The organism is Jezberella montanilacus (genome assembly GCF_003003055.1).
Lineage (GTDB): Bacteria > Pseudomonadota > Gammaproteobacteria > Burkholderiales > Burkholderiaceae_B > Zwartia > Zwartia montanilacus.
This window is the reverse complement of sequence record NZ_PVTV01000018.1, coordinates 80,294-104,135: the sequence shown is the minus strand read 5'-3', so window position 1 is coordinate 104,135 and position 23,842 is coordinate 80,294. Positions and strand designations below refer to the sequence as shown.

Annotated in this window: 29 protein-coding genes; 18 read left to right on the top strand and 11 right to left on the bottom strand. The window is 48.9% G+C overall.

Annotation, left to right across the window (positions count from 1 at the left end):
- Positions 1-49: 49 nt before the first annotated feature.
- Positions 50-736: a glutathione S-transferase family protein gene (locus BCM14_RS14575; protein ID WP_106228777.1), complete on the bottom strand. Its 687-nt coding sequence runs from the start codon at positions 734-736 to the stop codon at positions 50-52.
- Positions 737-1,104: 368 nt separating this feature from the next.
- Here BCM14_RS14575 and BCM14_RS14565 point away from each other — a divergent pair, with 368 nt between their 5' ends.
- Both BCM14_RS14565 and BCM14_RS14560 read left to right on the top strand, forming a co-directional pair.
- On the top strand, positions 1,105-1,959 hold the full coding sequence (locus BCM14_RS14565; RefSeq protein ID WP_106228776.1) for a hypothetical protein: 855 nt from the start codon (positions 1,105-1,107) through the stop codon (positions 1,957-1,959).
- Positions 1,960-2,005: 46 nt separating this feature from the next.
- On the top strand, positions 2,006-2,596 hold the full coding sequence (locus tag BCM14_RS14560; RefSeq protein ID WP_259673651.1) for a DNA-3-methyladenine glycosylase I: 591 nt from the start codon (positions 2,006-2,008) through the stop codon (positions 2,594-2,596).
- A 7-nt stretch (positions 2,597-2,603) separates the two neighbouring features.
- Here BCM14_RS14560 and BCM14_RS14555 read toward each other — a convergent pair whose 3' ends face one another.
- Both BCM14_RS14555 and BCM14_RS14550 read right to left on the bottom strand, forming a co-directional pair.
- A complete protein-coding gene (locus BCM14_RS14555; RefSeq protein WP_106228775.1) occupies positions 2,604-3,182 on the bottom strand; it encodes a TMEM165/GDT1 family protein in 579 nt (192 codons plus the stop codon).
- Between the two features lie 84 nt (positions 3,183-3,266).
- A complete protein-coding gene (locus tag BCM14_RS14550) occupies positions 3,267-3,833 on the bottom strand; it encodes a phosphorylase family protein (protein WP_106228774.1) in 567 nt (188 codons plus the stop codon).
- A gap of 5 nt (positions 3,834-3,838) precedes the next feature.
- Here BCM14_RS14550 and BCM14_RS14545 point away from each other — a divergent pair, with 5 nt between their 5' ends.
- The 3 genes from BCM14_RS14545 to BCM14_RS14535 all read left to right on the top strand — a co-directional run bounded on the left by BCM14_RS14545 (position 3,839) and on the right by BCM14_RS14535 (position 6,022).
- Positions 3,839-4,357: an adenine phosphoribosyltransferase gene (locus BCM14_RS14545; RefSeq protein ID WP_106228773.1), complete on the top strand. Its 519-nt coding sequence runs from the start codon at positions 3,839-3,841 to the stop codon at positions 4,355-4,357.
- Positions 4,358-4,444: 87 nt separating this feature from the next.
- A complete protein-coding gene (locus tag BCM14_RS14540) occupies positions 4,445-5,611 on the top strand; it encodes a mandelate racemase/muconate lactonizing enzyme family protein (RefSeq protein WP_106228772.1) in 1,167 nt (388 codons plus the stop codon).
- Positions 5,612-5,647: 36 nt separating this feature from the next.
- On the top strand, positions 5,648-6,022 hold the full coding sequence (locus BCM14_RS14535; protein ID WP_106228771.1) for an MAPEG family protein: 375 nt from the start codon (positions 5,648-5,650) through the stop codon (positions 6,020-6,022).
- A 27-nt stretch (positions 6,023-6,049) separates the two neighbouring features.
- Here BCM14_RS14535 and BCM14_RS14530 read toward each other — a convergent pair whose 3' ends face one another.
- Positions 6,050-7,588: a hypothetical protein gene (locus BCM14_RS14530; protein WP_106228770.1), complete on the bottom strand. Its 1,539-nt coding sequence runs from the start codon at positions 7,586-7,588 to the stop codon at positions 6,050-6,052.
- A gap of 97 nt (positions 7,589-7,685) precedes the next feature.
- Positions 7,686-8,645, bottom strand: coding sequence for a sodium-dependent bicarbonate transport family permease (locus tag BCM14_RS14525; RefSeq protein WP_106228791.1), 960 nt, complete (start codon positions 8,643-8,645; stop codon positions 7,686-7,688).
- An 84-nt stretch (positions 8,646-8,729) separates the two neighbouring features.
- Here BCM14_RS14525 and BCM14_RS14520 point away from each other — a divergent pair, with 84 nt between their 5' ends.
- A complete protein-coding gene (locus tag BCM14_RS14520) occupies positions 8,730-9,626 on the top strand; it encodes a LysR family transcriptional regulator (protein ID WP_106228769.1) in 897 nt (298 codons plus the stop codon).
- A 44-nt stretch (positions 9,627-9,670) separates the two neighbouring features.
- Positions 9,671-10,201 (top strand): cytochrome b, encoded by a 531-nt coding sequence (locus BCM14_RS14515; RefSeq protein ID WP_106228768.1) that lies wholly within the window; start codon positions 9,671-9,673, stop codon positions 10,199-10,201.
- An 11-nt stretch (positions 10,202-10,212) separates the two neighbouring features.
- On the opposite strand, the gene BCM14_RS14510 is transcribed toward BCM14_RS14515, so the two are convergent.
- The 3 genes from BCM14_RS14510 to BCM14_RS14500 form a co-directional block, all read right to left on the bottom strand.
- The gene (locus BCM14_RS14510) at positions 10,213-11,385 is read right to left on the bottom strand and encodes a hypothetical protein (protein WP_106228767.1); all 1,173 of its coding nucleotides are present in this window, start codon (positions 11,383-11,385) and stop codon (positions 10,213-10,215) included.
- A gap of 214 nt (positions 11,386-11,599) precedes the next feature.
- Positions 11,600-12,469 (bottom strand): BON domain-containing protein, encoded by an 870-nt coding sequence (locus BCM14_RS14505; protein WP_106228766.1) that lies wholly within the window; start codon positions 12,467-12,469, stop codon positions 11,600-11,602.
- A gap of 13 nt (positions 12,470-12,482) precedes the next feature.
- Positions 12,483-12,710: a CsbD family protein gene (locus tag BCM14_RS14500; RefSeq protein ID WP_106228765.1), complete on the bottom strand. Its 228-nt coding sequence runs from the start codon at positions 12,708-12,710 to the stop codon at positions 12,483-12,485.
- A 160-nt stretch (positions 12,711-12,870) separates the two neighbouring features.
- Between BCM14_RS14500 and BCM14_RS14495 the strand changes: the two genes are divergently transcribed.
- Genes BCM14_RS14495 through BCM14_RS14485 form a run of 3 tightly spaced genes read left to right on the top strand, consistent with a single transcriptional unit; the run spans position 12,871 to position 13,941 of the window.
- On the top strand, positions 12,871-13,185 hold the full coding sequence (locus tag BCM14_RS14495) for a hypothetical protein (protein WP_146129790.1): 315 nt from the start codon (positions 12,871-12,873) through the stop codon (positions 13,183-13,185).
- A gap of 36 nt (positions 13,186-13,221) precedes the next feature.
- A complete protein-coding gene (locus BCM14_RS14490; RefSeq protein ID WP_106228763.1) occupies positions 13,222-13,623 on the top strand; it encodes a Rap1a/Tai family immunity protein in 402 nt (133 codons plus the stop codon).
- An 18-nt stretch (positions 13,624-13,641) separates the two neighbouring features.
- Positions 13,642-13,941: a YMGG-like glycine zipper-containing protein gene (locus tag BCM14_RS14485; RefSeq protein ID WP_106228762.1), complete on the top strand. Its 300-nt coding sequence runs from the start codon at positions 13,642-13,644 to the stop codon at positions 13,939-13,941.
- A 57-nt stretch (positions 13,942-13,998) separates the two neighbouring features.
- On the opposite strand, the gene BCM14_RS14480 is transcribed toward BCM14_RS14485, so the two are convergent.
- Positions 13,999-14,154, bottom strand: a complete 156-nt coding sequence (locus BCM14_RS14480; protein ID WP_106228790.1) for a DUF3309 family protein — start codon at positions 14,152-14,154, stop codon at positions 13,999-14,001.
- 86 nt (positions 14,155-14,240) lie between these two features.
- Here BCM14_RS14480 and BCM14_RS14475 point away from each other — a divergent pair, with 86 nt between their 5' ends.
- The 4 genes from BCM14_RS14475 (at position 14,241) to BCM14_RS14460 (ending at position 17,692) form a co-directional block, all read left to right on the top strand.
- Positions 14,241-15,251, top strand: coding sequence for an HD domain-containing phosphohydrolase (locus BCM14_RS14475; protein WP_106228761.1), 1,011 nt, complete (start codon positions 14,241-14,243; stop codon positions 15,249-15,251).
- Positions 15,252-15,344: 93 nt separating this feature from the next.
- On the top strand, positions 15,345-15,731 hold the full coding sequence (locus tag BCM14_RS14470) for a eukaryotic release factor 1 family protein (protein WP_106228789.1): 387 nt from the start codon (positions 15,345-15,347) through the stop codon (positions 15,729-15,731).
- 58 nt (positions 15,732-15,789) lie between these two features.
- On the top strand, positions 15,790-16,599 hold the full coding sequence (locus BCM14_RS14465) for an SDR family NAD(P)-dependent oxidoreductase (RefSeq protein WP_106228760.1): 810 nt from the start codon (positions 15,790-15,792) through the stop codon (positions 16,597-16,599).
- A gap of 49 nt (positions 16,600-16,648) precedes the next feature.
- Complete coding sequence (locus BCM14_RS14460; protein ID WP_106228788.1) at positions 16,649-17,692, top strand: alpha/beta hydrolase; 1,044 nt, start codon at positions 16,649-16,651, stop codon at positions 17,690-17,692.
- Positions 17,693-17,745: 53 nt separating this feature from the next.
- Here BCM14_RS14460 and egtB read toward each other — a convergent pair whose 3' ends face one another.
- Both egtB and egtD read right to left on the bottom strand, forming a co-directional pair.
- Positions 17,746-18,963: an ergothioneine biosynthesis protein EgtB gene (gene egtB / locus BCM14_RS14455; RefSeq protein ID WP_106228787.1), complete on the bottom strand. Its 1,218-nt coding sequence runs from the start codon at positions 18,961-18,963 to the stop codon at positions 17,746-17,748.
- Positions 18,964-18,973: 10 nt separating this feature from the next.
- Positions 18,974-19,924, bottom strand: coding sequence for an L-histidine N(alpha)-methyltransferase (gene egtD / locus BCM14_RS14450; RefSeq protein ID WP_106228759.1), 951 nt, complete (start codon positions 19,922-19,924; stop codon positions 18,974-18,976).
- 93 nt (positions 19,925-20,017) lie between these two features.
- Here egtD and BCM14_RS14445 point away from each other — a divergent pair, with 93 nt between their 5' ends.
- From BCM14_RS14445 to BCM14_RS14430, 4 genes are all read left to right on the top strand, one after another.
- The gene (locus tag BCM14_RS14445; RefSeq protein WP_106228758.1) at positions 20,018-20,302 is read left to right on the top strand and encodes a DUF427 domain-containing protein; all 285 of its coding nucleotides are present in this window, start codon (positions 20,018-20,020) and stop codon (positions 20,300-20,302) included.
- 97 nt (positions 20,303-20,399) lie between these two features.
- On the top strand, positions 20,400-22,001 hold the full coding sequence (locus BCM14_RS14440; RefSeq protein ID WP_106228757.1) for an ABC transporter substrate-binding protein: 1,602 nt from the start codon (positions 20,400-20,402) through the stop codon (positions 21,999-22,001).
- Complete coding sequence (locus tag BCM14_RS14435) at positions 22,002-22,943, top strand: ABC transporter permease (RefSeq protein WP_106228756.1); 942 nt, start codon at positions 22,002-22,004, stop codon at positions 22,941-22,943.
- Complete coding sequence (locus tag BCM14_RS14430; protein ID WP_106228755.1) at positions 22,943-23,833, top strand: ABC transporter permease; 891 nt, start codon at positions 22,943-22,945, stop codon at positions 23,831-23,833. Before BCM14_RS14435 ends, BCM14_RS14430 begins: the two co-directional genes overlap by 1 nt.
- Positions 23,834-23,842 lie beyond the last annotated feature (9 nt).

Below are 23,842 nucleotides of genomic sequence, written 5' to 3'. Positions count from 1 at the left end.
AGTGCTTGCCCGGAGAAAGTGTCAGCTTTATGACAAAAAGCCAGTACCCTTATATCGTAGCTCGATAGTCGTTAATGACGGTACCCATGGTCAACACATCTGACTCGTGCGCGGCGTCACGCTGGGTTTCTGAAAGAGCCTCTTGTTCCCACTGCAGCATGGCCGGATGGGCCAACAATCGATCAACATAAGCCCGAGACTGCTCATTCAACGCGATATCGTAGGTGCGAAATCTGAACGCGACGGGGCCAAAGAAGGCATCTACCGCACTGAACTGCTCTCCGGCGAGCCAAGGCCCATGAAACCGCGCGAACCCATCCGCCCACAACTGCTCAATGCGCGCCAAATCGGCTAGCAAGGCGCTACTCGGTTCATGCAGACGCACGCGAACACCAAGACTCATTGAGCACTCGTTTCTGAGAGCGTGAAAGCTTGAATGCATCTCGGCGCAGGCGCTTCTAGCCCAGGCACGATTCGCTTTATCACCGGGCCAAACAGTTTCGTACCGCTCGGCTAAAAATTCAGTAATAGCGAGCGAATCCCAGACATGCAGCTCATTCTCAACAAGAACGGGCACTCTTGCACTGGGTGAGAATTGTTGAAACTTATTGGCGGTTTCTTTTCCATCAAAAAAGACCAGGTGTTCAACGAAGGGGATATCTAGTGCCTTCATTAGAAACCAGGGACGCAACGACCACGACGAATAGTTTTTATTGGCAATGTAGAGGTTCAGCATAGGGTACGCAGTCTCATTTTCAGTGAATAACGGTTATTTGGTTGTCACATCCCGTCTAAAACACAAGATAGCATTGCGAAAAAGAATTCGTCAATGCCTCGAGAAACAAGTAAACAAGCGTAAAGTCACTAGAGAAAGCCCTGGTGGCTGACATGGCACCTAAAGGATTAGCCGGCACAGCGTTTGGCTGGTTTAATTTAGTTACCGGTCTAATGCTCTTTCCTGCTTCTTTTATCTTTGGATGGATCTACGAGTCGATCGCACCACTCTATGCCTTCTTATTTTCCGGGAGCTGTGCCTTAGTGGCCTTTACCTTAATGGCGTTATGGGTTTACCAACGCTCGAGCGATTAGTCGTTAAGATATCGAATGCTTAAAAAATACTTCCCTCACATCATTGCAATGCTGTGCAGTGTGCACCCATTGGGCGCAAGCGCTCATGGTATTGCGGGCGATCGCTACTTCCCTCCAACCATTTCCGTTGATGACCCCTACGCAGCAGATGAGGTTCATGCAGTTGTTGGCAAAACACCCAAGGCGGGTGCTAACAATTCTTCGGACAACGCTAGCAATTTCTTGTTGATGGGTGGTGGCATAGAGCCGTTCAAGGGCTTTGGTATTGCCGTTGACGGTCTATACCGCAATCCCAATGCCAATCTCGCGCCACAAACAACCGGCTTTGACAACCTTTATTACACCGTCAAAAAAGAACTGATGATTAACGATGAACATGAGTTCGCGATTACGATCGGTATGAACGGACAAATTGGTGGAACAGGCGGGCCCGGTGCCGTCAACTACACCACCTACGCCCCAACTCTTTTTTACGCGAAAGGCTTTGGTGATTTACCTGACTCACTGAGCTTTTTAAAACCTTTAGCGATGACTGGCGTGTTGGGGTACCAGCTGCCTACCGATCAGGCTCAGCCTAAAACGTTGAACTGGGGTTTTACGCTTCAATACAGTTTTATGTATTTAAACGATCACGTTCAAAAAACTGGCTGGGGCGAGCCATTCAACCACCTGATTCCCGTTGTCGAATTCCCACTACAAACGTGTATGACTGGTTCTTGTAGTGGTCAGATTACGGGGTCGGTTAATCCGGGAGTCGTCTGGGTTGGACCAGAATTTAATCTCTCAGTCGAAGCCGTTTTGCCTATCAACAATCAATCCGGACAGGGAGTTGGAGCCTTGTTTCAGATTCATAAGTTCTTAGGTAACTAGCGTTAGATATTATCGACTTTCGTCGATACAGGCTAAAGTAACCGTGATGACAAACGAGACAACGACAGAACCTTCAATTAAACGTTGCCCCTGGTGCGAAGGTTTTGAGCTTTACCGTCATTATCACGATACCGAGTGGGGTGTCCCTATAAGGGATGACAGGACTTTGTTCGAACTTCTGATCCTTGAAGGCGCTCAGGCTGGGCTTTCGTGGGCAACAGTTTTAAAGAAACGCGAAAACTATCGTCAGGCTTTTGATGGCTTTGTGCCAGAAATTATCGCCAAATATGACGAAAATAAAATTGCTGAGCTCTTGAGTAACCCCGGCATTATTAGAAACAAATTAAAGATTGTCTCGACCATCACGAATGCGCGGTCTTATCTCAATCTGCAGTTGCAAGGCCAGTCATTTAGTCATTTCGTCTGGCAGTTTGTGAAGCACGAGACCTTTCAAAACAAACGCACTCTCATGACTGACGTGCCTGCTAAAACGGCTGAATCCGACGCAATGAGCAAAGCATTACTGGACGTCGGATTCAAATTCGTCGGTTCAACGATTTGTTATGCCTTTATGCAAGCATCCGGGATGGTTAATGACCATCTGGTCGATTGCCATCGCCACTCTGTCGGTCGGTAGCAGGCATTTAAAACAGCTTGTCAATCTTAAATAAAGTAAGCACACCCATCACTGCGAAAATCGCAGCCGCAATCGAGTGAACCAGCTTCATCGGGATTTTGTCAGCAAATTTGTCGGCGATAAAGACAGCGGGGACATCTGCGATCAACATGCCGAGCGTTGTGCCAACCACGACCAGCAATGGCGTGCCGTAACTTGCAGCTAAAGCAACGGTTGCGATCTGTGTTTTGTCGCCCATTTCAGCCAAGAAGAAGGTAATCAAAGTGGCGCCAAACACGCCATATTTGTTACCCATTGTCGTTTCTTCTTCTTCGATCTTGTCTGGGATCAGTGTCCAGATTGCCATGCCAATAAACGAGATGCCCAGTACCCAACGAAGGATCTCAGGACTCACTGCCGTGGTGATCCAGGCACCTAGGGCGCCAGCCAAACCATGATTGATGACCGTTGCAACCAAGATGCCCAAGACGATGGGTACGGGCTTTTTAAACCTCGCAGCAAGAATAAAAGCCAAGAGCTGTGTTTTATCGCCAATCTCTGCGAGCGCTACCACCCCGGTGGATACAATTAAAGCGTCGAGTGCCATAGGATGTTTCTAAACCTAAAAGTGTCAATAGTAACCAACTGTATCTGAATACTGATTTAATAGCTTCGCGTTCAATTTAGGCTGTTATGTTTGTTCGAGATGCATTTGCAACTTTTCTAAAAACAGGCTTTGCCCTTGACTTACTTGTTTTGTCCATTCATGACCAGATGACTCGTTGGCATCATCAGAGATGAACTTATAAGACACCCAGTCGACTTGATGTTCATGGGCTACCGAAGCGATTGCAAAGAGTTCCATGTCGACCACATCGATACCTTTTTGGATCAGCCACAGATCCTGTGTTGTCACGAAACTGTCCCCAGTGCCACAAACATATCCGCTGGCAATTGATCGCAGCTGATCGGGCTTTTTAGAAAAGGGCACAGACCCCCTTGGTGCCAAAGGCTCGGCAATCATGTCGCGCTGCACCACGGCGCCAATTTGTATTAAGCCGTTGAGGTGAGGTGTGATTTTCCCAACAGTGCCGAAATTAATAATTAAACTGGGGTCATATTCCTTGATCGCTTTAAATGTAGCAATCGTGGCGTTTATTTTGCCAATTCCTGAATAGATGATCGGGATATGCGAAGATAGTATCCCTTGATCAAGCTCGTCTTCGAGCGCAACGATTAACACTAAAGAATTTTTCATCACAAATGAATCTATTAGATTATTTACCTACGGTTCCCGATTTTCCGAAACCAGGGATTATGTTCAAAGACATTTCGCCATTGCTGGCGGATCACAAGGCCTTTGCTTATGCCATAGAGCAATTGTATGACCTCAGTCGAGGTTATAAGTTTGACTATCTGCTGGGGATAGAAGCGAGGGGCTTCATCTTCGCCACGGCTCTGGCTCAAGCAACAAAAAAAGGCTTGGTCTTAGCCCGTAAGCCCAACAAATTACCCAAACAGGTTTTCTCCAAAGCCTACGGCTTAGAGTATGGCCAGGATGCGCTGCAATTACAGCAAGATATATTGCCGCGGGATGCCAAAGTGCTTGTCATTGACGACGTCTTGGCGACGGGTGGGACGCTAATCGCTGCAGCAAATTTAGTTGAACAAGCTGGCGGGCACGTCGCGGGTGCAGTTGTTCTCCTAGAAATCTCAGATCTTCTGGGCTCTGCTAAATTAACCAGCGCCAATATCCAGTCTAAGTCTTTAATTAAAATTTAAACCGCGATAACGAAAGATCCACCTAAAACCAAAGAAAACCTAACAAAAATACTCGCCTACTCGCCTACTCGCAAAGATACAAAGCCTATGAGAATCACAGAAATCCGCGAAGTCACGCTACCGATCAGCTCATCTATTCGAAACGCCTATATCGACTTCAGCAAAATGACGCTAAGCCTGGTGGCTGTTATGACCGACGTCCTTCGTGACGGCAAACCAGTCATTGGCTATGGCTTTAACTCAAACGGTCGCTATGGCCAGGGCAAGTTAATGCGCGAACGCTTCATCCCAAGAGTGACAGAAGCAAATCCTGAATCATTGCTCGACGATAGTGGGCACAACCTTGATCCACATAAGATTTGGGCCACTTTGTACACCAACGAAAAACCTGGCGGCCATGGTGAGCGTTCAGTCGCAATCGGTACGATTGACATGGCAGTCTGGGATGCGGTCGCCAAAATTGAAGGCAAGCCACTGTTTCAGTTGCTCGCTGATCGCTATGGCGATGGCAAGCCAAATCGAAAAGTTTTCGTTTACGCAGCCGGGGGCTATTACTACCCCGGCCAAGATCATGAAAAATTAAAAGATGAGATGCGCAGTTACATCGATCGTGGTTACACCGTGGTTAAAAAGAAAATTGGTGGTGCCTCGCTTGATGAAGACTTGCGCCGTATTGATTCTGTTTTAAGTGTGCTGCAAGATGGCCAAAAATTGTGCGTTGATGCGAATGGCCGCTTTGACCGCGATACCTCGGTGGCTTATGCGAAAGCCCTGTCGCAGTACGATTTGTTCTGGTATGAAGAAGCCGGGGATCCGCTTGACTACGACCTTCAGGCAAACCTGCGCAACTACTACAAGAATCCGATGGCCACCGGTGAAAACTTATTCTCCATGCAGGATGCACGCAACTTGATTCGTTACGGTGGCATGCGCCCCGACCGGGACTATCTGCAATTTGACTGTGCCTTAAGTTATGGTTTGGTTGAATATCTGCGAACCCTTGAAATGCTTAAAGAGCATGGCTGGTCTGCCAGTCGTTGCGTACCTCACGGAGGACATCAAATGTCACTCAACATTGCAGCAGGCTTGGGCTTAGGTGGCAACGAAAGCTATCCAGACTTGTTTCAGCCTTTCGGCGGTTTCCCCGATGGCGTTAAAGTTGAAAATAGCCACATCACCATGCCGGATCTGCCAGGTATTGGTTTTGAAGGTAAATCCGATTTAATTAAAGTCATGCGTGAGCTCTCGGCTTAATTCAAATCGGTTTTTTTAATATACAAGGGCTTAGCTATGCTTTTAATTACCTCAATCGTCGCATCTGTTTTAACAATCATCTTTGTGAGACTTTCGTTAGCCGTTATTGGTTTGCGACGTAAAAACAAGGTGAGTCTAGGTAACGGCGGCCACGACGACCTCGAGAGAGCGATTCGTGCTCAAGGCAATTTTGCTGAGTATGTGCCGTTTGGTGTCATATTGATTGCTTGCTTAGAGGCCAATGGTGCGCCTGCGTTGCTCGTTGCTTTGCCGGGCATCAGCCTGATCGTCGGACGACTAATCCACGCTCAGGGCATCAAGATTGCACCGCCTGAGTTCAGCAAACGGATACTCGGGATGAAGCTCACGTTCTGGACGTTAATCGCCCTGGTCTTTCTAAACCTGAGTTGATCCTTATACAAGCTGGCAGCAGCTTCTTTAGGGCTTTAGCCCGTTTTTCGTGAAGACATAGACGGTTCGGGATCCGCAGCGCTTGACGAGCGTGGGCTCGCCACCTTTTCGAACCAGAGCATCAGGTGGGATTTGCCACGCATCATTTACGTTGCGCGAGCTGATAGCAAAGTCGTAGCGAGGCCTAAAAGACTTTGTTGAAGTAAAAAAATCGATCGGTTGAAGATCGACCGTGTATTGTGCAACACTTATTTTGAGCTTGCTAAACGTTTGCACATAGCGGGCATCCCAATACTGAGCTAACCCGTGGCGAGCATCCGTATCTTTTAGCGTTTCATCGATACAGGCGATATCACTCGAATACCCTGTCACAGGCGCTTGGCTTGACTGAACTAAATGATACGAGTCGATGCTCAAGCGCAACATCAAAAAAATAGATAAGGCCACGGCACACGGGGTAAACCAACCCTTGACGTCGTTGGTGAAGAATAAGAGCACGACAATCACCGGCCAGAAGAAGACGGGCAGCAAATAACGTGCGCCGATTTCAGGGATGTTGGTCAGTAGTGCCAAGGCGGTCACAGTTGATAAGACAGACAACAGCGAGAATACCGCTAGCCAAGTGAGCTTACTGGCATTGTCTGGTGATTTCAAAAAGCGAAACGCAGACGTGATCACAACAATGATGTACGACAAAAACACCAAGATAAAGATTGGATAAGTAGTGATCACCGATATGAAAATACTTGCCATCGCTTCAAGTCTTTTTTCACTGCCCGCTAGTCCCAAACTCGGGCTTGGCCGTGTGATCGTTGCAAGCAATAAGTCATTGCTAAAAAAGCCGGCTACTGAAGCCAATAAAGCGACAAGTAAAGGTATCACCTTGAGCCGCCAGGGCTTGCGTCGTTTCAACACAAACTGACTCAAAACCATCACAATTAACGGACTGATTGTTTGCGTCATAAAAAAACTATCCGAGCTGGTAGCTAAAAACGATAGTAAAGCCAGTAACGAGATCTTGAGATACCGCTGATCAGGCTTACTCAGGGCGTCTGTCGCTTTTAGCCACAACGGCAAGAAAATCAGTGTGCTTAAGAAGGCGCCGAAATGAAACACACTCACCAACAAGAGCACAAAGGGGCCGCCAGATATAAAGTCAAAGGGTTTGTTGTTTGCGAGCGCCAAATAGCTAAGTACTGCCAAAATGAACGTTGCAGCAAAAAACGGCCTGCGTATTGAAGTCTCCTTAGCAAGCGATCTCATTGCGATAAAAACGAGACCAAGCTGAACCAGTGCAACGCCAAGCAATTGAAGATCAGCACCCAAACCGGCAAGATACCCCAGCGTGAATGCAACCAGATCAGGAAAGAAATAGGGCGCCGCGGGAAGCGACCAGTCCGAAAAATGCCCTGTTCCCGCAAACACATCAGACAACAAAGCGGGATAAAAAAGCGTGTCGGAGTTCAAGATATGGCTTCGGATCTCTCCGCCACACAGGTATTGAACGAGGACGTTGAAAACGCAAATTACTAAGGTCGCGCAGGCAACAAGGTTTAAGCGTTTCATCACAGGTTATCGACTGGTTTCGTTGAATTGAGACGTCACTCATCCCAATTGACGGTATGCAATCATATCTTGCCAAAGGCCGCGACAATAGAAAATACTAAGCCATCGCTTTGGCAATGAAGATGTAGCTGGGGATACCCAAGATAATATTCAGAGGGAAAGTAATGCCCAGAGACATGCCCATATACAAGGCAGGCGTGACCTCAGGCATCGCGTGCCTGAGAACCGCAGGTACCGCAATATAAGATGCGCTGGCTGCCAAGATCATCAGAAGCACAGTGTCCCCAAGGGGCACGTACAACAGATGACATAAACCAAGCGCCAGCAGCGCGTGAAATGGCGGGGCGATTAATCCGTATAGATAGGTGACGGGAGGTTGATTTTTTAGATCACCAATACTTCTGGCTGCTACGAGGCCCATATCCAATAAGAAAAATGCTAACAAGCCTTTAAAGATATCGATAGAAAACGGGGCCATTACCTTATGGCCTGCGTCGCCAGAAATCAGCCCCACCACTAATGAACCCAATAACAAAAGCTGACCGCCATCGGTAAAAGATTCGTGGAGCACCTTACCTAAGGAGGTCCTGGGTGTCTCGCTACCGGAGCGCTGTTGGCGAATACGGTTTGCGAGCAAAATGGCGATGATGATGGCGGGCGACTCCATAAGAGCCATCGCAGCGGCCATGTGGCCACCATAAACGATACTGCCTTGATCCAAGACTTGTGTCGCGGTAATGAACGTGACAGCACTGATCGAGCCATACGTGGCGGCAATTGCAGCGGCGTCCAGTTTATTCAACTTCCACTTCAGCAGCTGATAGCCTATAAGGGGAATCGCAATCGCCAAGGTAATCGCAATCCCCAAGCTGATCGCAATTTCTGGCGTAAAGCCTGATTTATTTAAGGCGAACCCCCCTTTCAACCCTAACGCCATTAACAAATAAAGCGATAAGAAGCGCGAAATCGGCGCCGGGATTTCGAGGTTGGATTTGATTAAGCCGGCAAAGATACCGAACATAAAAAACAGGATAGACGGATCGAGTAGGTTAGTCATGAAGTGCTCCTTTGAGATCATCTTAAGAACATCAACATATAAAGTAAAATCGAATTTCTTATATTGATACATAGATAAATATCTATGAATATTACTTTCAGACAGTTGCGGCTGTTTCTTGCACTGGCAGAGACGGGTAGCGTGACAGCAGCCGCTCGAATGGTTCATGTCACACAACCTACTGCGTCGATGCAGTTAAAAGAGATGACGGACGCGGTCGGTGCCCCACTCTACGAAGTGATTGCCAGAAAGGTTCACCTGACACAGCTGGGGAACGACTTAGCAAACACCGCTAGACAGATTTCCAGTCAATGGGAGACGTTTGAACAACAGGTCAATGGCTTGAAGGGATTGACTCGGGGGAAGCTCAAAGTGGCCGTGGTGAGTACCGCTGAGTACTTTGTCCCGAGAATACTGGGTACGTTTTGCGCCAAGTATCCACAAATAGACATCACATTAGAGGTTCTAAATAGAGACGGTGTGGTCAAGCGCCTTGAAAGCAACCTGGACGACCTTTACATCATGTCACAGCCTCCCCTAAATCTGGACATTGACGACGAAGTCTTCATGCCGAATCCTTTGCTCTTGGTCGCATCAAAGCAACATATCCTTGCACAGAGAAAGCGCTTCGACCTCACGTCTTTAAAAAACGAGAAGTTCATTTTTAGAGAAAAAGGCTCAGGCACGCGCATGGCGACTGACGCCTACTTTAAAAAATTAAAATTTAAACCTGACGTGCGACTAGAGCTAGGCAGCAATGAGGCAATCAAACAAGCCGTCATCGGCGGACTAGGTTTGGCAGTCTTATCCAAATATTCTCTCGGCGATCAAGTTGAGAACAACGATGTGGCCATCCTGAAATGCAGTGGGTTTCCAATCGCATCGCGATGGCACATCGTTAGTCCGAAAGGTAAGAAATTGTCGCCAATTGCGATGATCTTCAAAGAACACCTATCGGCGCAGGCAGCAGAACAGACCTGACATATTAAATACTGTATAAAGTGACGATAGCCCAAGGAGCTAGCATGAATACAACCACCGTTTATGATTCGAAAGCGATTTTCTATCACTGGGTCAGTGCTGCCCTGATTTTGACGCTTTGGTTGCTTGGCGAAAATCTTGACTTTTTTGCTAAGGGCGACCCAAGGGTCTTTGCACGAAGTACTCACATTGCGCTGGGCTTTGTTCTTGCCATCATTTTGGCCCTTAGACTCAAATGGAAGATTGGCGGTGCGACCAAACTACCTCAAGCAGTGCCAGGCTTGATCGGCAAGTTAGCCGTTGGCACACATCACATCTTCTATTTGCTGATCGCTTGTATCATCGCCGTTGGTGTTGCGGCGGTCTGGGTGCGGGGCGATAACATTTTTAACTTGTTCAAGGTGCCGGCGTTTGATCCAAGCAATAAGCAGCTTAGAGAAGAAGTCGTTGACCTACACGGGCTGCTGGCTAACGCGTTGCTAATCTTAGCCGCAGGGCATTCGTTACTTGCAATCTGGCATCATGTCATTCTCAAGGACGGCGTTTTAAAAAGAATGTGGCCAAATTTAAAGTAGCGCCAAGTCCGTTAATGCAATTGAAATCCCACCACACAACAATGTGGGATTCTTGTCAGTCTCGCGATGAGTGCTACCGAAACAATCGATACAAGCAACAAAAATATTGATCGAAGGCTAAAGAGCTCATGTTCATGTTCATGAACTTGCCCGACCATTTGATTTTTAGCTTGATTTTTCAAAGGTAGCGCGAAATACGCAATCGTCAACAGGCTCGCGTTGATATAGATCCAGCGCCCCCAATCCGTTGCCATGACATATAGCGGCAATTGAGATAGCAATCCGATCAAAATAGGCACACCGAATTGACGCTCTATCTGGATGGCCAATGTCCGTCGTATTACCCAGTAGAGGGGTGCAAGCGACATCACCCAGCCTATCAGTAAGGAGGCGATTGCCCACCTGTCAACCAGCACCCCTACGTTGGCTACGCCCTGCCTCAAGGTATAGCGTAACGTCTCAATAGCGCCACTATCCCATTGAACGAAGTCTGTCGGACTGATGGCTTTAGCGATCGCGATCAGCATATTGTCAGTCACGGGAGGCTGCCAGATAACAATGCCTAAAAGTAGCAAGGCAGAGGGCAGGAGAATCAGACTCATCTGCAAGAAGCTATAGGGCTTTCGCCCAAACAGCAAAGCAACCAAGGCGAGCATTAAGGGATAAAAAAAGAACAGCCCTTCGTGCATCGGAGTAAGCAAGAAGAATGTCAGGCTTAGCCAGATCGACCTAGGCGCGGTTTTGCCATTTCTGGCAAGCAGTGCCCAAACGGTCAGGATTGCTAGAAGCAGGATTTCTTTGCGCCCCCCTCCCCATCGATCCAAAGCAGGAAAAAGAAAGGTACACGGCGATAGAAGCAATATCCAATCAAACCAAGGCCCGACCGTTCGACTTTGCAGTAAAACTGCCATGCCAATATAAACAACGCCAAAGCAGCTTATCTTTACGAAAAAGACCATGAGCTCAGGCGATAAACCAAGCAGATTGGCTGCATGGATCAATAGAAATCCATCAAGACCACGACGAGTCAAACCCCCGCCGTAATTGATGAGCCATTCGCCGACGGTGTATGAATCGAACTTAAAGGGCAAGCTTTGTTGCCAGGCAATCACGCTCAGATACCCGAAAGCCAGTACTAGCGCAATCTGTAATGCTGATTTTGAAAGTGGTGTGCTGCTTGGCATCGAAAGCGAACCCCTGTTAGGGAAGCAATTTTGCCACAGACAAAAATTCTTAAAGTTATTTTTCTGTCAGCGGGCAATTAAGATGCCCGATTTTAACGTAGATTAATGCGCCCTCACTCTTTATGAATGGGGCATGCGTTGAATATTAAACCAGTGGCGCGCCTCAGTGTCCTACACTGAGCGCGACACCCTAAAATCTTGAATCCGCGCTGACTTAAAACTTCAAAGCTGTCGAGTTGACGGCTTTTACACCGCGCACATTTTTAGCTAATTCAATGGCGAGTGAACGCTCGGCGCCGCTGCTGACTTTTCCATCTAAAGATACGACCCCCATCTTAGTTGTGACGGCGATATCGGATCCCACTACGTTGCTTGAGTACAGCAACGTCGATTTCACTTTAGTCGTAATCCAACTATCAGACACGGCTTGCTCAGCGTTCATTACCGCCGGAACAGGCTTAGCACTATCCATACTGCCGGCACGAGCCCCACTAACTTGCATGGCAACTACTTTAGGCGGACTAACAACCAAGCGATTGCTAACAGAGACAACCCCGCGCGTATTTGCAGCCAAACGCCCTGCCAACTCTTTTGCAGCGCCGCTGTCAGCGGTACCGGTCAACGTCACCCGACCCGCTTTGGTATCGACTTGCGTATTGAGTGCACTCGTGTATTTGCTCCACAGCAACTTTGAGGTTACGGCCAGCGTCGTCGTCACATCGTCAACAACCTCGCCATAATTTTGCATCGCCGTTGCATGCGATGCGAGCTCGTCTCCGTCGACGGTAATTTGATTATCGACTTCTTTGATGCCCTCAACACCAAGGGCAATGGCCTTGGCCAGGGCTTTATCTACTCCTTCAGGCACACTACCGGTCAGCGTTGCTTTACCGTCTTTAACACTGGCTTTTAAACCGCTCATGCGTAAATACGGATTCAATGTGTAGGTAGTCCAGATTTGAGCTTCTTGTCTGACATCTGTCATATTCTGCTCGAGCGTTTCAGACAGAACAGGCTCGCCGAGCGTCATCATCGCCAGCGCGAGCCCAGATGCGACAAATAAATTTTTCGAATATTTGTTCATGATGGTGTCGCCTTTAAAGTTTAATTTTTGCCATGAAATCTGCGACCTGCTGGTCAGCGATTTCGCGTGAAATGGCATAACGCTCTTGGATAATGCCAACAAGTTTCTGCGTTTGCCCCTGGGTTCGCAAAATTTCGTCGTCGGTCAACTTACCCCACAGGATTTTTGCGGCACCGACTTGCTGCTTCCAGATACCAGCAATTTCGTTACCGCTTGGGATCACGCTTTCTGAATGTTTCATGGTGTATGTCCTGGTTGTTGACAAAGAGAAGGAAATGCAACTGCGATCAGGGACTCATCATCTCTTGCCTTACTTTTGATGTCTGTTCGATATCGCACAGACTGCTTCGGCGAATCACCGCAAAGTGAGGGCGTACCCTAAACGCAAAAAGGATGAAATCATGAAAATCGTCAATCTCACTCGCTCTATGTCTTATTTGTCAATTGCCCTTGGCATGTTGGTATGTGGCACCTACGCGCATGCGCAATCCACTGTGAAAACAATGATGACGCAAGATCCCGCACGCTGGACTCAGGAAGATGTCACGCCCGCTCAGAAATTGAGCACCGCTAGAAAAGAGGCCGTCAATGCGCAACAGCAATCGCTTGATGACTGTAGAAGTCTTCCGTCAGCGAGAACAGCCGAATGCAGAGCCGAGGCTCATAAAAATTATCAAAATGATATGGCGGACATCAGAAATAGATTCGGTGTCTGAACCTGAGCTGTCAACTTACAAGCACCAAGGAACATCATGAAAAAACTGACTGCTGTACTTACCTTATTGCTGATGTCAGCGGCTACATCGGCTACGGCCGCTACAAACCAAGCGATTAGCACCGAAGAACTGGTTAGGGTTTGCGAAGAACGCCCCGGGTCTGAGCAGCACACTTACTGCGACGCCTACGGGCAAGGGGTCTATGACACTTACCTGGTCACCCGACATCCCAAGCAGGCGCCGTCGTTTATCTGCGTGGTTCAGCCTGCGCCATCACGGTCAGAGGTGATGGATCGCTTCATCGAATGGGTAAAGCTCAATCCTGTCCATCACAAAGCGCCGGCAGCTGACAGCTTATTGCGATTTCTGTCCATACGTTTCCCTTGCGAAACGCCAGCAATGGCTCCAGACACCCCCGCCAACAAAGTACGTCGTTAGAAGCATAAGGTGAAAACCATGAAAAAAATCGTTCTAGTATTTTCGACCGCTGCAGTGCTCGCGCTATCCGGTTGCGCAGATATGGACACGACTCAACAACGAGTCTTATCTGGAGCTGCGATTGGAACTGTCGCCGGGGTGGGCATTGGTGCCCTGACTGGTGGTGGCCTACTCTGGGGCGCTGTCGGAGGCGCCGCTGTGGGTGCGGCTGGAGGCTATGTTTATGATCGCTATGAAAACGATCAAGAGTATCAACGTCGGGAAAACAACCGATATCGCAAACCGCATAATACTAAGCCGGATAAAGATAGATATTAGAAAAATTTGCTCGCAACGAGGATTAAAACAGCCGCATCATGCGGCTGTTTTAATCGGCTAAATAATACCCAAGATCATTAAAACCACGATGGTGATCAGAACCAGGCCCAACCCGCCGCTCGGCCCATATCCCCAGCTCATGCTATGCGGCCAAACAGGGACTGCACCGACGAGCATCAAAATCAAAATGATCAAAACAATTGTTCGCAACATGTATCGCTCCTCAAAGTAAATAACCAGAGCCCACTGTACTTGCGCTTCGACAATCTGACTGTTCACTACCGCACCAAGAGGCCACAATGAACCCGTTCTCAGCACAAATTGATGCGACAACATCCGAGCTCCGTTATCGTCGCTTATTTGAAACGGCTCAAGATGGAATTTTGATTCTTGATTTCACAACCGGTGTCATTCAGGATGCAAACCCTTTCATTATTAACTTGCTTGGTTTTTCAAAAGAAGAACTCATCGGCAAGGAGCTTTGGGAAATCGGCGCAATGGTAGACAAGGCCGCTGCCATCACGGCGTTTACCGTGTTGAAAGATAAAGGCTATATCCGTTACGACGACCTACCACTTAAGCACAAGGAGGGCCGGATCTTAAATGTCGAGTTCATTAGTAATGCGTACGGTGTGCACGGCGATCGAGTCATTCAGTGCAACATCCGCGATATTTCTGATCGAAAAGCGCTAGAGGCCGAACTGCTCAAATATCAGCATTCGGTCACGATTGCCATGCGGGAAATGGTTGAAACCTTATCCCGTGTCGTCGTTGCAAGAGATTCATATACAGGCGGCCATATGAAAAGAGTCGCCCATTTATGCACCGCGATCGCAACTGAACTGGATTTGCCTTTTCACACAATCGAAGGGATCAATATGGCGGCACTCATTCATGACATCGGTAAGATAGTGATTCCCGCCGAAATATTGACCAAACTAGGTTCGCTGGCTGATTTTGAACGCAAGATGCTTCAAAATCACGTGCAAGCGGGTTACGACATGGTCAAACACATTCATTTTCCCTGGAACATTGCCCAGGGAGTTTTGCAACATCACGAGAGGCTTGATGGCAGTGGCTATCCCAACGCATTAATAGGAGATGTCATTTGCCTTGAAGCGAGAATGATTGCAGTAGCTGACACCGTGGAAGCGATGTCAGCAGACAGACCCTATCGCAAAGGGAAGGGAATCGCTGCAGCGCTTGAAGAAGTCGCGATGGGCAGGGGTCATCTTTTTGATGACGATATTGTTAACGCCTGCTTAAAACTCTTCAAAGAAGATCACTATTCGTTTCCTGAAAATCTCTGACAAATGTGCGCTAGCGTACAGACGATATTTTGACGCTTGTTGAGTATGGAGATTCAGAAAAACGAAAATCTATTTCGAAGAAGCGAGATACCTATGAACAAAAACCATGTTGTCGTCTGGATAGACCACAGAGAAGCTCACGTTCTGTTTTTTGAGGGAGCAAACGAATTCATTGGAAGCAATACAACTCACACACACCTGCATCACAAAGCCAACGAGATTGGGTCTGGCAATGCGCCAGAGGATCGAAAGTTTTTCGATGCAGTAGTCATCTCGGTTGCAGATATCAATGAAGTCCTGCTTGTGGGCCCGGGTTCAGGCAAAAACGACTTTGTTAAATACGTTCGTGAGCACTATCCAGCGCTTGCGAAACGGATTGTTGGCAGCGAAACGGTTGATCATCCAACCGATCCTCAAGTTGTGGCCTACGCAAAAAAATACTTTGCCCGGATCGACTCTGGCAAGTTTGCGCATACCTAGGGCAAACGCGTGGCAAAATAGATCCCAACGCCCAGTTTGAGGCGATGGGAGACAAGAAATGCAATTTGCTAACAAAGTAGCCGTCGTCACGGGGGCAGGCGGCGGATTAGGGATGGCTATCTGTGAGAAACTCGCTCGCGGGGGTGCGGCCGTCGTCGCGCTAGACTACTCGCAAGCGATGGCTGATGAGGCGCTCAACAAGATCCGGGCGTTAACGCCCCAAAATTGTTTAGCCTTGCAGTTCGATGTTGCCAGTCATCATTCGGTCGCCAACACGTTTCAATCAATTGACCAACAGTTTTCCCAAGTCGATATTCTGGTGAACTGTGCGGGTGTGCGCGAAGTTAAAACTATCTACGATCTGCCACCGGAAGAGTGGCTCCGGGTCATTGATATCAATCTGAACGGCCCTTATTTCTGCTCGCGTGAAGCTGCTCTGAGGATGCGTCAGTCAGGTGGCGGTTCAATCGTCAATATCGCCTCGGTCGCGGGAATAATGGGGCTTACGCATCGTCCCGCGTATAACTCAAGCAAACATGGTTTGATTGGCTTGACCCGAAATCTGGCGATGGATCTCGCACAAGACGGTATTCGCGTCAACGCCGTGGCGCCTGGCATCATCCGTACACCACTGACTGATGCTTACTATAGTGATCCACAATTTATTCAGGGTCTGAACGAGCTAGTGCCGATGGGTGCCGGCGGATCGCCCGAGGACATTGCAGATGCTGTTGGGTTTCTGTGCTCAAGCGACGCTAAGTTTGTGAACGGGATCGTGTTGCCGGTTGACGGGGGTTGGGCCTCAAGCAAGGGGTACACCACTGGCAAGGGGGCAGCTCAATTTACATCGGCTAAAAATCAGACCTGAGTCATGAGTGACTGAACAAGTAGTGATCCGTAAACAATCTGGAGACAATATGAAAATCAAAACAACGCTCTTGGCAGCGCTATTCGCCTTCATAGGATTTAACTCTGCCGGCGCTGCCGGAAAAATTGAAATGCAAGAGTACATGATCCCGAGCGACACGCCAGGCATCTCACTTTATGTTCGTAATAAGCACTTAGCTGGTATGAAAAAATTCACCCCGGCAAAAACACTTCTCTTTGTGCATGGCGCGACTTACCCCGCAGAGACTGCTTTTGATCTGTCGCTCGGTGGGACATCTTGGATGGAATACATCGCGGCACGAGGTTACGACGTTTGGCTGGTCGACGTGCGAGGCTATAGCAAGTCGACGCGTCCTCCTGAAATGGCTCAAGCAGCCGATCAGAATCCACCAGTTGTGCGCACCGACGTTGCAGTCAGAGATGTGGGGAGCGCGGTCGACTTCATTTTGAAGAAACGCTATATCGACAAGACCAACTTGATGGGCTGGTCTTGGGGTACAACGCTCATGGGTAAATACACCTCTGAAAATAACGAAAAGGTGAATAAGCTGGTGCTCTATGCACCCCAATGGATTCGTAAGCAAGGGGCGTCGCTAACTGACAACGGCGCGGCTCTCGGTGCCTACCGTATTGTGTCTGTTGCGGATGCCAAGAATCGCTGGCTAACTGGTGTACCTGAAAGTGCCAAAGCCAGCCTGATCCCCGCGGGTTGGTTTGAAAAATGGGCAGATGCAACGTTCGACACAGACCCTTGGGGCAAAACCCAAAGCCCCAAGAAATTACGCGCAACAAACGGCACTGTGCAAGACAGCCGCGAGTTTTGGTCTGCGGGCAAGGCTCTGTATGAGCCTAAAAACATCCGAGTCCCTGTCATGCTGGTGCACGCTGAATGGGATGCTGATCTGCCAAGCTATATGATGCAAGAGTATTTTACGAAGCTTGAAAATGCACCGTATAAAGAAATGTTAGAAATCAGTGAAGGCACGCACACCATCATCATGGAAAAAAACCGCATGTTAATGTTCACAGGCGTACAACAATTTCTGGATCACACGTTCAAGCCTGAGAAATAAATGCAAAGGGCGGCGAGCGTTTAAAGAGGGCATCTACGCCCTCTGCCGCAAAACTAGCTGCCATCTTTTGCCAACCGCAATCCTGTCATTTGCCAGCGTGCATGGGTGGGGAAAAAGTTGCGGTAGCTAGTACGACTATGCTCAGCCGTCGTGTAGGCTGAGCTGCCACGCAACACCATCTGGTTCACCATGAACTTACCGTTGTACTCACCTGCGATGCCCCCCCAGGGTTGATAACCGGGGTAAGGGCTATAGGGACTAGACGTCCATTGCCAAACCTCGCCAAACAGACTGTGCGCATATTGCCGTTGCGTCTTTGCGAAGACTTCCCACTCGAATTCTGTCGGCAATCTTGCGCCAGCGTAATGGCCGACAGACTCACTTGCCCATCGTGCAAAGGCATCAGCTTCAAAGAAGCTGATGTTAGTGACGGGCGCTTCAGGCTCAAGCGGTTGATTTCCAGTCAATGAGAAACAACTAGGTACTGAGCTATCGTCCGATGAGATCCAATACAGCGGCGCAATGATGTTCTCTCGTTGAACCCAGGCCCACCCTTCGTCTAACCACCAACGTGACTGTCGATAACCACCACTCTGGATGAACGCTAACCATTCATGATTCTTGATCAAGGTATTACTGAGCGAGTGCGGTTGCAAAAATGTCGTGTGCCGCGGGCTTTCGTTATCAAAATGAAAATCTTGCCCCGTGTAACCCACTTCGTGCAATCCTGATTCGCCAACAATCCAGGCAAACTGCGTTTTCACAGTTGATAGCCGATTAAGCGTTGAGTAGGCCGGATAGAGCGAATTGTTAAAAAACAAATGTTGAATATCTGTTAGCAGCAGCTCTTGATGCTGTTGCTCGTGGTTGATTCCCAGCTCTATTAGCCAGGCACAATCCGGGACGTGAGCGCTTGTTAGTAATGTCGTGATTCGCCGATCGATGTCACGGCGCCACTCGAGCACCTCTGTCAGACTAGGCCGAGTCAGTAAGCCCCGCTTGGGACGTGGATGCCTGTCACCCACCCCGTTGTAATAGCTGTTAAACAAGACAGCGTAATGAGGATTCCAGAACTTAAACGACGGTTCAAACTGTTTGAGCACCATCACTTCATAAAACCAGGTTACATGAGCTAAATGCCATTTTGCCGGGCTCGCGTCATCCATGGATTGCGCCTGACAATCTTCAGGGCTGAGATCGCGAATTAAATTTGTCGAGTGTTTTCTCGACGCCTGAAAACGATCAAGCAACGAAAGCCTAGCGTCGGTCATGGCTGCCCGCTCATTGTGCATAAATCACTGCGAAGTAATCTTGTGGATCGGTCCAGATATTAAATGCACGATAGCCCGCCCGCGTTAACAAGGCTTGAATCGAATCCAAGGTGTATTTGTGTGAATTCTCTGTGTGGATGAGTTCACCGCGTTTAAACGCCCGGCTATTGCCAGGCCAAGAGACAATTAGGTCTGACAAGGCTTCAAGGTAGAGCTCAACGCGATTCAATACCGTGTTTACTTTGATTGTGTGCCGAAAGTCTTTGACGTCAAAATCCGAACCGAGCAGTCCGTTCACGACTCTTAGAATATTCAAGTTGAAGGCAGCGGTCAGCTTAAGAGAATCGTCATAGGCGGTACGCAAGATATCCTCACCCTTCATTAGATCGACACCCAGTAGCAGGCCGCCCTTGTCGATTTGAGCCCTGATCTGCCGTAATAAGTGCTCGGCTTCAGTCGCAAGAAAATTACCGATACTCGAACCTGGGTAGAAGAAAGTGCGTTTTGCTTGTGGCACACCAACAGGCAACGAGAAGTTAGCTGAGAAATCCATCCCCACACCGTACATATCTACCTGAGGATATTTGTTCTGCAACTTCGGCAAGATCTCTTGCAGATATTCAATCGAAAAATCGATGGCGATATAAGACGTCGGCTTGAGGGATTCGAAAAGACTTTCAGCCTTTTGACAATTACCTGCACCCAAGTCAATGAGGCTCGAGTTTTGACCGACTACCTCGGCGATTTCATTTCTATATTGACCGAATATCTCATTTTCTATCCTGGTTGGGTAGTATTCAGGCAGCAAAGTAATCGCCGTAAAGAGGTGAGAACCAAGATTGTCATACAGAAATTTGGGGGATATCGATGCAGATTGTGCGAGCAAGCCAGTTTTAATTTCTTCGGCTAAATCCAATTGAATGAGCGGCTGACTGTCTGTCAAAAAAACCGGTGCTAGCATAGATGTCTGAGTCTTCGTTTCAAAAAATGAGTCTCTTTATACAGCATTGAAGCAAGCTTAGTTTCAATTGACCATTAACAGTAGGGGTAAGCCATGAAAGCCATCTGGAACAACCAAGTTTTAGCCAGTTCAAACAAAACCGAAGTCGTTGAAGGCAATCACTACTTCCCGCCAGCTGCTTTAGACATGCAGTTTTTTAAGTCCTCTGACAAGCACACAGTGTGCTCGTGGAAAGGCACTGCCAGCTACTATGACGTGACCGTTGGTGATCATGTCAATGAGGATGCCGCCTGGTTTTATCCTGATCCCAAATCTGCGGCGAGCAATATTACTGGCTATGTGGCCTTCTGGAAGGGTGTTCAGGTTGTTGCGGACTGATAACAACGTCACGCGGTGTATATTCATGCCAGCTAGGCACGTTTTTTGCTTCATCAGGGTAGTTGAGTCAACGTATTCACTTAGAGAGGGGTATTAAATGAATGTCAATCGTCGTAGTTTGTTGAAAGGTGCCGCGGGTCTTGGACTTGCCGCCTCGGGTATGGTTGGTGCACCAGCGTTTTCGCAGGCTTCGAGCCGAGTATTGAAGTTTGTACCTCAGGCCAATTTAGCGAATTTCGACCCGATCTGGGGCACGCAGTATGTCGTGCGCAATGCTGCATCACTGGTTTGGGACACACTTTATGGGGTTGACGACAAGTTGCAACCCAAGCGCCAGATGGTTGAGAGCGAAGAAGTCTCAAGTGACGGCCTGACCTGGACGTTCAAGTTACGCCCAGGCCTGAAGTTCCATGACGGCGAGCCGGTACGTGCTGTTGATTGTGTGGCCAGCTTAACTCGCTGGAGTGCCCGCGATCCAATGGGCTTGATGATCAAGGCGATACAAAAAGAACTCGTCGCAGTCAACGACACAACATTTAAATGGGTGCTCTCAGCACCTTATCCCAAAATGATGCTGGCTTTGGGCAAGACAGGCACACCAGTCTGCTTCATCATGCCAGAGCGCATTGCTAAAACAGACCCCTTCAAACAGATTGAAGAATACGTGGGCTCGGGCCCGATGAGCTTCGCTAAAAGCGAGTTTAAACCTGGTGCATTAGCCGTATTTGAGCGCTTTAAAGATTATCAGCCCCGCAATGAGCCAACCAACTGGATGTCGGGTGGCAAGATCATTCATTTTGACCGCATTGAATGGATCGTCATGCCAGACCCAGCTACCGCATCGGCTGCCTTGCAAAATGGTGAGATCGATTGGTGGGAAACTCCCCTTCCCGATCTGGTTCCCCTGCTTAAACGCAACAAGAACATTGCTGTCGATATCGCCGACCCACTTGGCAATATTGGCGTGTTCAGACTCAATCACATGTTCGAGCCGTTTAGTGACATCAAAATTCGTCGTGCGGTCCAGATGGCGATTAACCAGGAAGATTACATGCGTGCCGTTGTTGGGTCAGACGACAAGCTCTGGAAAAAACTACCCAGCTTCTTTACACCCGGCACCTCGGTCTCTTCCGACGCTGGCGGCGAGGTAATGAAAGGCTCAGGCAACATCGAGGCAGCTAAAAAACTGTTAGCTGAAGCTGGCTACAAAGGTCAACCCGTGACTTGCGTTGTCGCCCAAGACGTATCGATTACCAAAGCTCAGGGCGAAATCACCGCCGATATCCTTAAAAAGATTGGCATGAACGTTGACTTTGTCGCGACGGACTGGGGCACAGTCGGTCAACGCCGCGCCTCTAAAAATGAGCCTGGCAAAGGCGGCTGGTCGATGTTCCATACGTGGCATGCTGGCGCAGACTGCGCCACCGTTGCAGGCAACGTAGGCGTGCGGGCAAATGGCGAAAAAGCATGGTTTGGCTGGCCTAACAGCCCAGCCACTGAAAAAGGCGTCGAAGCCTGGTTTGCTTCATCAACACCTGAAACCGAAAAAGCGGCGATCGCTGCGATTAACAAAGCAGCCATGGAAGACGTGGTTTATATCCCAACTGGTTTCTTCTATTCTTACCAGGCTTGGCGGACCAATCTGTCAGGCGTCGTTGCCGGTCCCCTACCTTCGTTTGCCGGCGTTAAGAAAACCTAGATGTTTAGCTATATTGTTAGACGGGTACTCGCGACCATCCCTGTGATGGTCATCGTTGCCCTATTCGTTTTTAGCCTGTTATACATCGCGCCGGGTGACCCGGCTGCGGTGATAGCAGGGGATCAGGCGAGCCCCGAAGACGTAGAAAAAATACGCACTAATTTGGGGCTGAACCGCCCGTTCCTGATCAGATTCGCTGAGTGGTTCTTTAATTTGCTGCAAGGTGATTTGGGTACCTCCATGTTCACGGGCATGAAGGTCACTGAGTTAATTGGTCAACGCATCGAGCCAACCCTATCCCTGATGCTGCTTACTTTGATCATTGCCGTCACCATTGCGGTGCCGATTGGTGTGCTGGCTGCCTGGAAATCCGGCACCTGGATTGATCGCTGCATCATGGCGCTCTCGGTTGCGGGATTCTCAGTCCCGGTATTCGTTGTTGGTTACCTGTTATCTTTTTTCTTTGCACTTGAACTCGACTGGTTTCCGGTACAAGGCTATGTGTCTTTCGCCAAGGGCTTCTGGCCGTGGTTTGAAACGTTAGTACTGCCAGCGGTTGCCCTTGGCTTTGTCTACATCGCCTTGATCGCACGCATTACCCGCGCGACGATGCTCGAAGTTCTGTCACAAGACTACATCCGCACCGCCAAGGCAAAAGGCATGAGTCAGATGGGGATCCTGTTTATTCATGCGCTTAAAAACGCTGCGGTACCGGTTGTCACAGTGATCGGCATCGGCATTGCTCTCTTGATTGGCGGTGCGGTCGTGACCGAAAGCGTCTTTGCTATTCCCGGACTTGGCAGATTAACCATCGATGCGATCCTGAGACGAGACTATCCGTTGATACAAGGTTTAGTCGTCGTGTTCAGCTTTGTTTATGTACTGGTGAATCTATGTGTCGATGTTATCTACACCGTGGTTGACCCGAGGATTCGCTACTGATGACTCAATACGCGGCTGCCCCCGAGTTACCCGACATCCTGCCCGTCGTTCGTATTCGCAAAGGTTGGGTAGGCTTTATCTTAAATCACCCTACCGTTGCAATCGGTTTGGGATTGATCTTACTAATGCTGTTTCTTGCAATCGCGGCACCCTGGCTTTGGACAGTTGACCCTACGGAGCTAGCCCCTATCAAGCGCAATCGTGAGCCTTCTTTGCAATACTGGTTCGGCACCGATGCGTTGGGTCGCGATATATATTCACGTGTCTTGTATGGCGCGCGGGTCTCTCTGATCGTTGGCTTCGCCGTCGCGTTACTGGCATCACTCAGTGGCTTGGCGATTGGTTTGATTTCAGGGACATTTCGACGCAGCGACGCCATCATCATGCGAATCATGGACGGACTCATGTCGATACCGCCCATTTTGCTGGCAATCGCCCTCATGGCATTGACTCGGGCGAGCGTAGAAAACGTTGTCATGGCCATTACGATTGCTGAGATTCCCCGCGTCTCACGTCTCGTGCGTGGCGTTGTTTTGACCTTACGCGAGCAACCCTATGTTGATGCCGCGATCTCATGCGGTTCCAGGACGCCGATGCTGATCTGGCGTCATATTCTGCCCAACACGCTGGCACCGTTAATGGTTCAGGCAACCTACATCTGTGCGTCAGCCATGATCACAGAATCGATTTTATCTTTCATCGGTGCAGGCGTACCACCCATCATCCCGTCATGGGGAAACATCATGGCTGATGGCAGGACGCTTTTCCAGATCAAGCCCTACATTATCTTTTTTCCAGCCATATTTTTGTCGGTGACGGTGCTGGCTGTGAACCTTGTTGGTGATGGCTTTCGCGATCTGCTTGACCCGCGCAAATCAAAAGCGACATAAAACGGAGAT

What these genes read in the sequence shown, in the direction of transcription:
- BCM14_RS14575 (WP_106228777.1), bottom strand. Translation starts at nt 736, where the DNA reads ATGCTGAACCTCTACATTGCCAATAAAAACTATTCGTCGTGGTCGTTG.
- BCM14_RS14565 (WP_106228776.1), top strand. Translation starts at nt 1,105, where the DNA reads ATGCTTAAAAAATACTTCCCTCACATCATTGCAATGCTGTGCAGTGTG.
- BCM14_RS14560 (WP_259673651.1), top strand. Translation starts at nt 2,006, where the DNA reads ATGACAAACGAGACAACGACAGAACCTTCAATTAAACGTTGCCCCTGG.
- BCM14_RS14555 (WP_106228775.1), bottom strand. Translation starts at nt 3,182, where the DNA reads ATGGCACTCGACGCTTTAATTGTATCCACCGGGGTGGTAGCGCTCGCA.
- BCM14_RS14550 (WP_106228774.1), bottom strand. Translation starts at nt 3,833, where the DNA reads ATGAAAAATTCTTTAGTGTTAATCGTTGCGCTCGAAGACGAGCTTGAT.
- BCM14_RS14545 (WP_106228773.1), top strand. Translation starts at nt 3,839, where the DNA reads ATGAATCTATTAGATTATTTACCTACGGTTCCCGATTTTCCGAAACCA.
- BCM14_RS14540 (WP_106228772.1), top strand. Translation starts at nt 4,445, where the DNA reads ATGAGAATCACAGAAATCCGCGAAGTCACGCTACCGATCAGCTCATCT.
- BCM14_RS14535 (WP_106228771.1), top strand. Translation starts at nt 5,648, where the DNA reads ATGCTTTTAATTACCTCAATCGTCGCATCTGTTTTAACAATCATCTTT.
- BCM14_RS14530 (WP_106228770.1), bottom strand. Translation starts at nt 7,588, where the DNA reads ATGAAACGCTTAAACCTTGTTGCCTGCGCGACCTTAGTAATTTGCGTT.
- BCM14_RS14525 (WP_106228791.1), bottom strand. Translation starts at nt 8,645, where the DNA reads ATGACTAACCTACTCGATCCGTCTATCCTGTTTTTTATGTTCGGTATC.
- BCM14_RS14520 (WP_106228769.1), top strand. Translation starts at nt 8,730, where the DNA reads ATGAATATTACTTTCAGACAGTTGCGGCTGTTTCTTGCACTGGCAGAG.
- BCM14_RS14515 (WP_106228768.1), top strand. Translation starts at nt 9,671, where the DNA reads ATGAATACAACCACCGTTTATGATTCGAAAGCGATTTTCTATCACTGG.
- BCM14_RS14510 (WP_106228767.1), bottom strand. Translation starts at nt 11,385, where the DNA reads ATGCCAAGCAGCACACCACTTTCAAAATCAGCATTACAGATTGCGCTA.
- BCM14_RS14505 (WP_106228766.1), bottom strand. Translation starts at nt 12,469, where the DNA reads ATGAACAAATATTCGAAAAATTTATTTGTCGCATCTGGGCTCGCGCTG.
- BCM14_RS14500 (WP_106228765.1), bottom strand. Translation starts at nt 12,710, where the DNA reads ATGAAACATTCAGAAAGCGTGATCCCAAGCGGTAACGAAATTGCTGGT.
- BCM14_RS14495 (WP_146129790.1), top strand. Translation starts at nt 12,871, where the DNA reads ATGAAAATCGTCAATCTCACTCGCTCTATGTCTTATTTGTCAATTGCC.
- BCM14_RS14490 (WP_106228763.1), top strand. Translation starts at nt 13,222, where the DNA reads ATGAAAAAACTGACTGCTGTACTTACCTTATTGCTGATGTCAGCGGCT.
- BCM14_RS14485 (WP_106228762.1), top strand. Translation starts at nt 13,642, where the DNA reads ATGAAAAAAATCGTTCTAGTATTTTCGACCGCTGCAGTGCTCGCGCTA.
- BCM14_RS14480 (WP_106228790.1), bottom strand. Translation starts at nt 14,154, where the DNA reads ATGTTGCGAACAATTGTTTTGATCATTTTGATTTTGATGCTCGTCGGT.
- BCM14_RS14475 (WP_106228761.1), top strand. Translation starts at nt 14,241, where the DNA reads ATGAACCCGTTCTCAGCACAAATTGATGCGACAACATCCGAGCTCCGT.
- BCM14_RS14470 (WP_106228789.1), top strand. Translation starts at nt 15,345, where the DNA reads ATGAACAAAAACCATGTTGTCGTCTGGATAGACCACAGAGAAGCTCAC.
- BCM14_RS14465 (WP_106228760.1), top strand. Translation starts at nt 15,790, where the DNA reads ATGCAATTTGCTAACAAAGTAGCCGTCGTCACGGGGGCAGGCGGCGGA.
- BCM14_RS14460 (WP_106228788.1), top strand. Translation starts at nt 16,649, where the DNA reads ATGAAAATCAAAACAACGCTCTTGGCAGCGCTATTCGCCTTCATAGGA.
- egtB (WP_106228787.1), bottom strand. Translation starts at nt 18,963, where the DNA reads ATGACCGACGCTAGGCTTTCGTTGCTTGATCGTTTTCAGGCGTCGAGA.
- egtD (WP_106228759.1), bottom strand. Translation starts at nt 19,924, where the DNA reads ATGCTAGCACCGGTTTTTTTGACAGACAGTCAGCCGCTCATTCAATTG.
- BCM14_RS14445 (WP_106228758.1), top strand. Translation starts at nt 20,018, where the DNA reads ATGAAAGCCATCTGGAACAACCAAGTTTTAGCCAGTTCAAACAAAACC.
- BCM14_RS14440 (WP_106228757.1), top strand. Translation starts at nt 20,400, where the DNA reads ATGAATGTCAATCGTCGTAGTTTGTTGAAAGGTGCCGCGGGTCTTGGA.
- BCM14_RS14435 (WP_106228756.1), top strand. Translation starts at nt 22,002, where the DNA reads ATGTTTAGCTATATTGTTAGACGGGTACTCGCGACCATCCCTGTGATG.
- BCM14_RS14430 (WP_106228755.1), top strand. Translation starts at nt 22,943, where the DNA reads ATGACTCAATACGCGGCTGCCCCCGAGTTACCCGACATCCTGCCCGTC.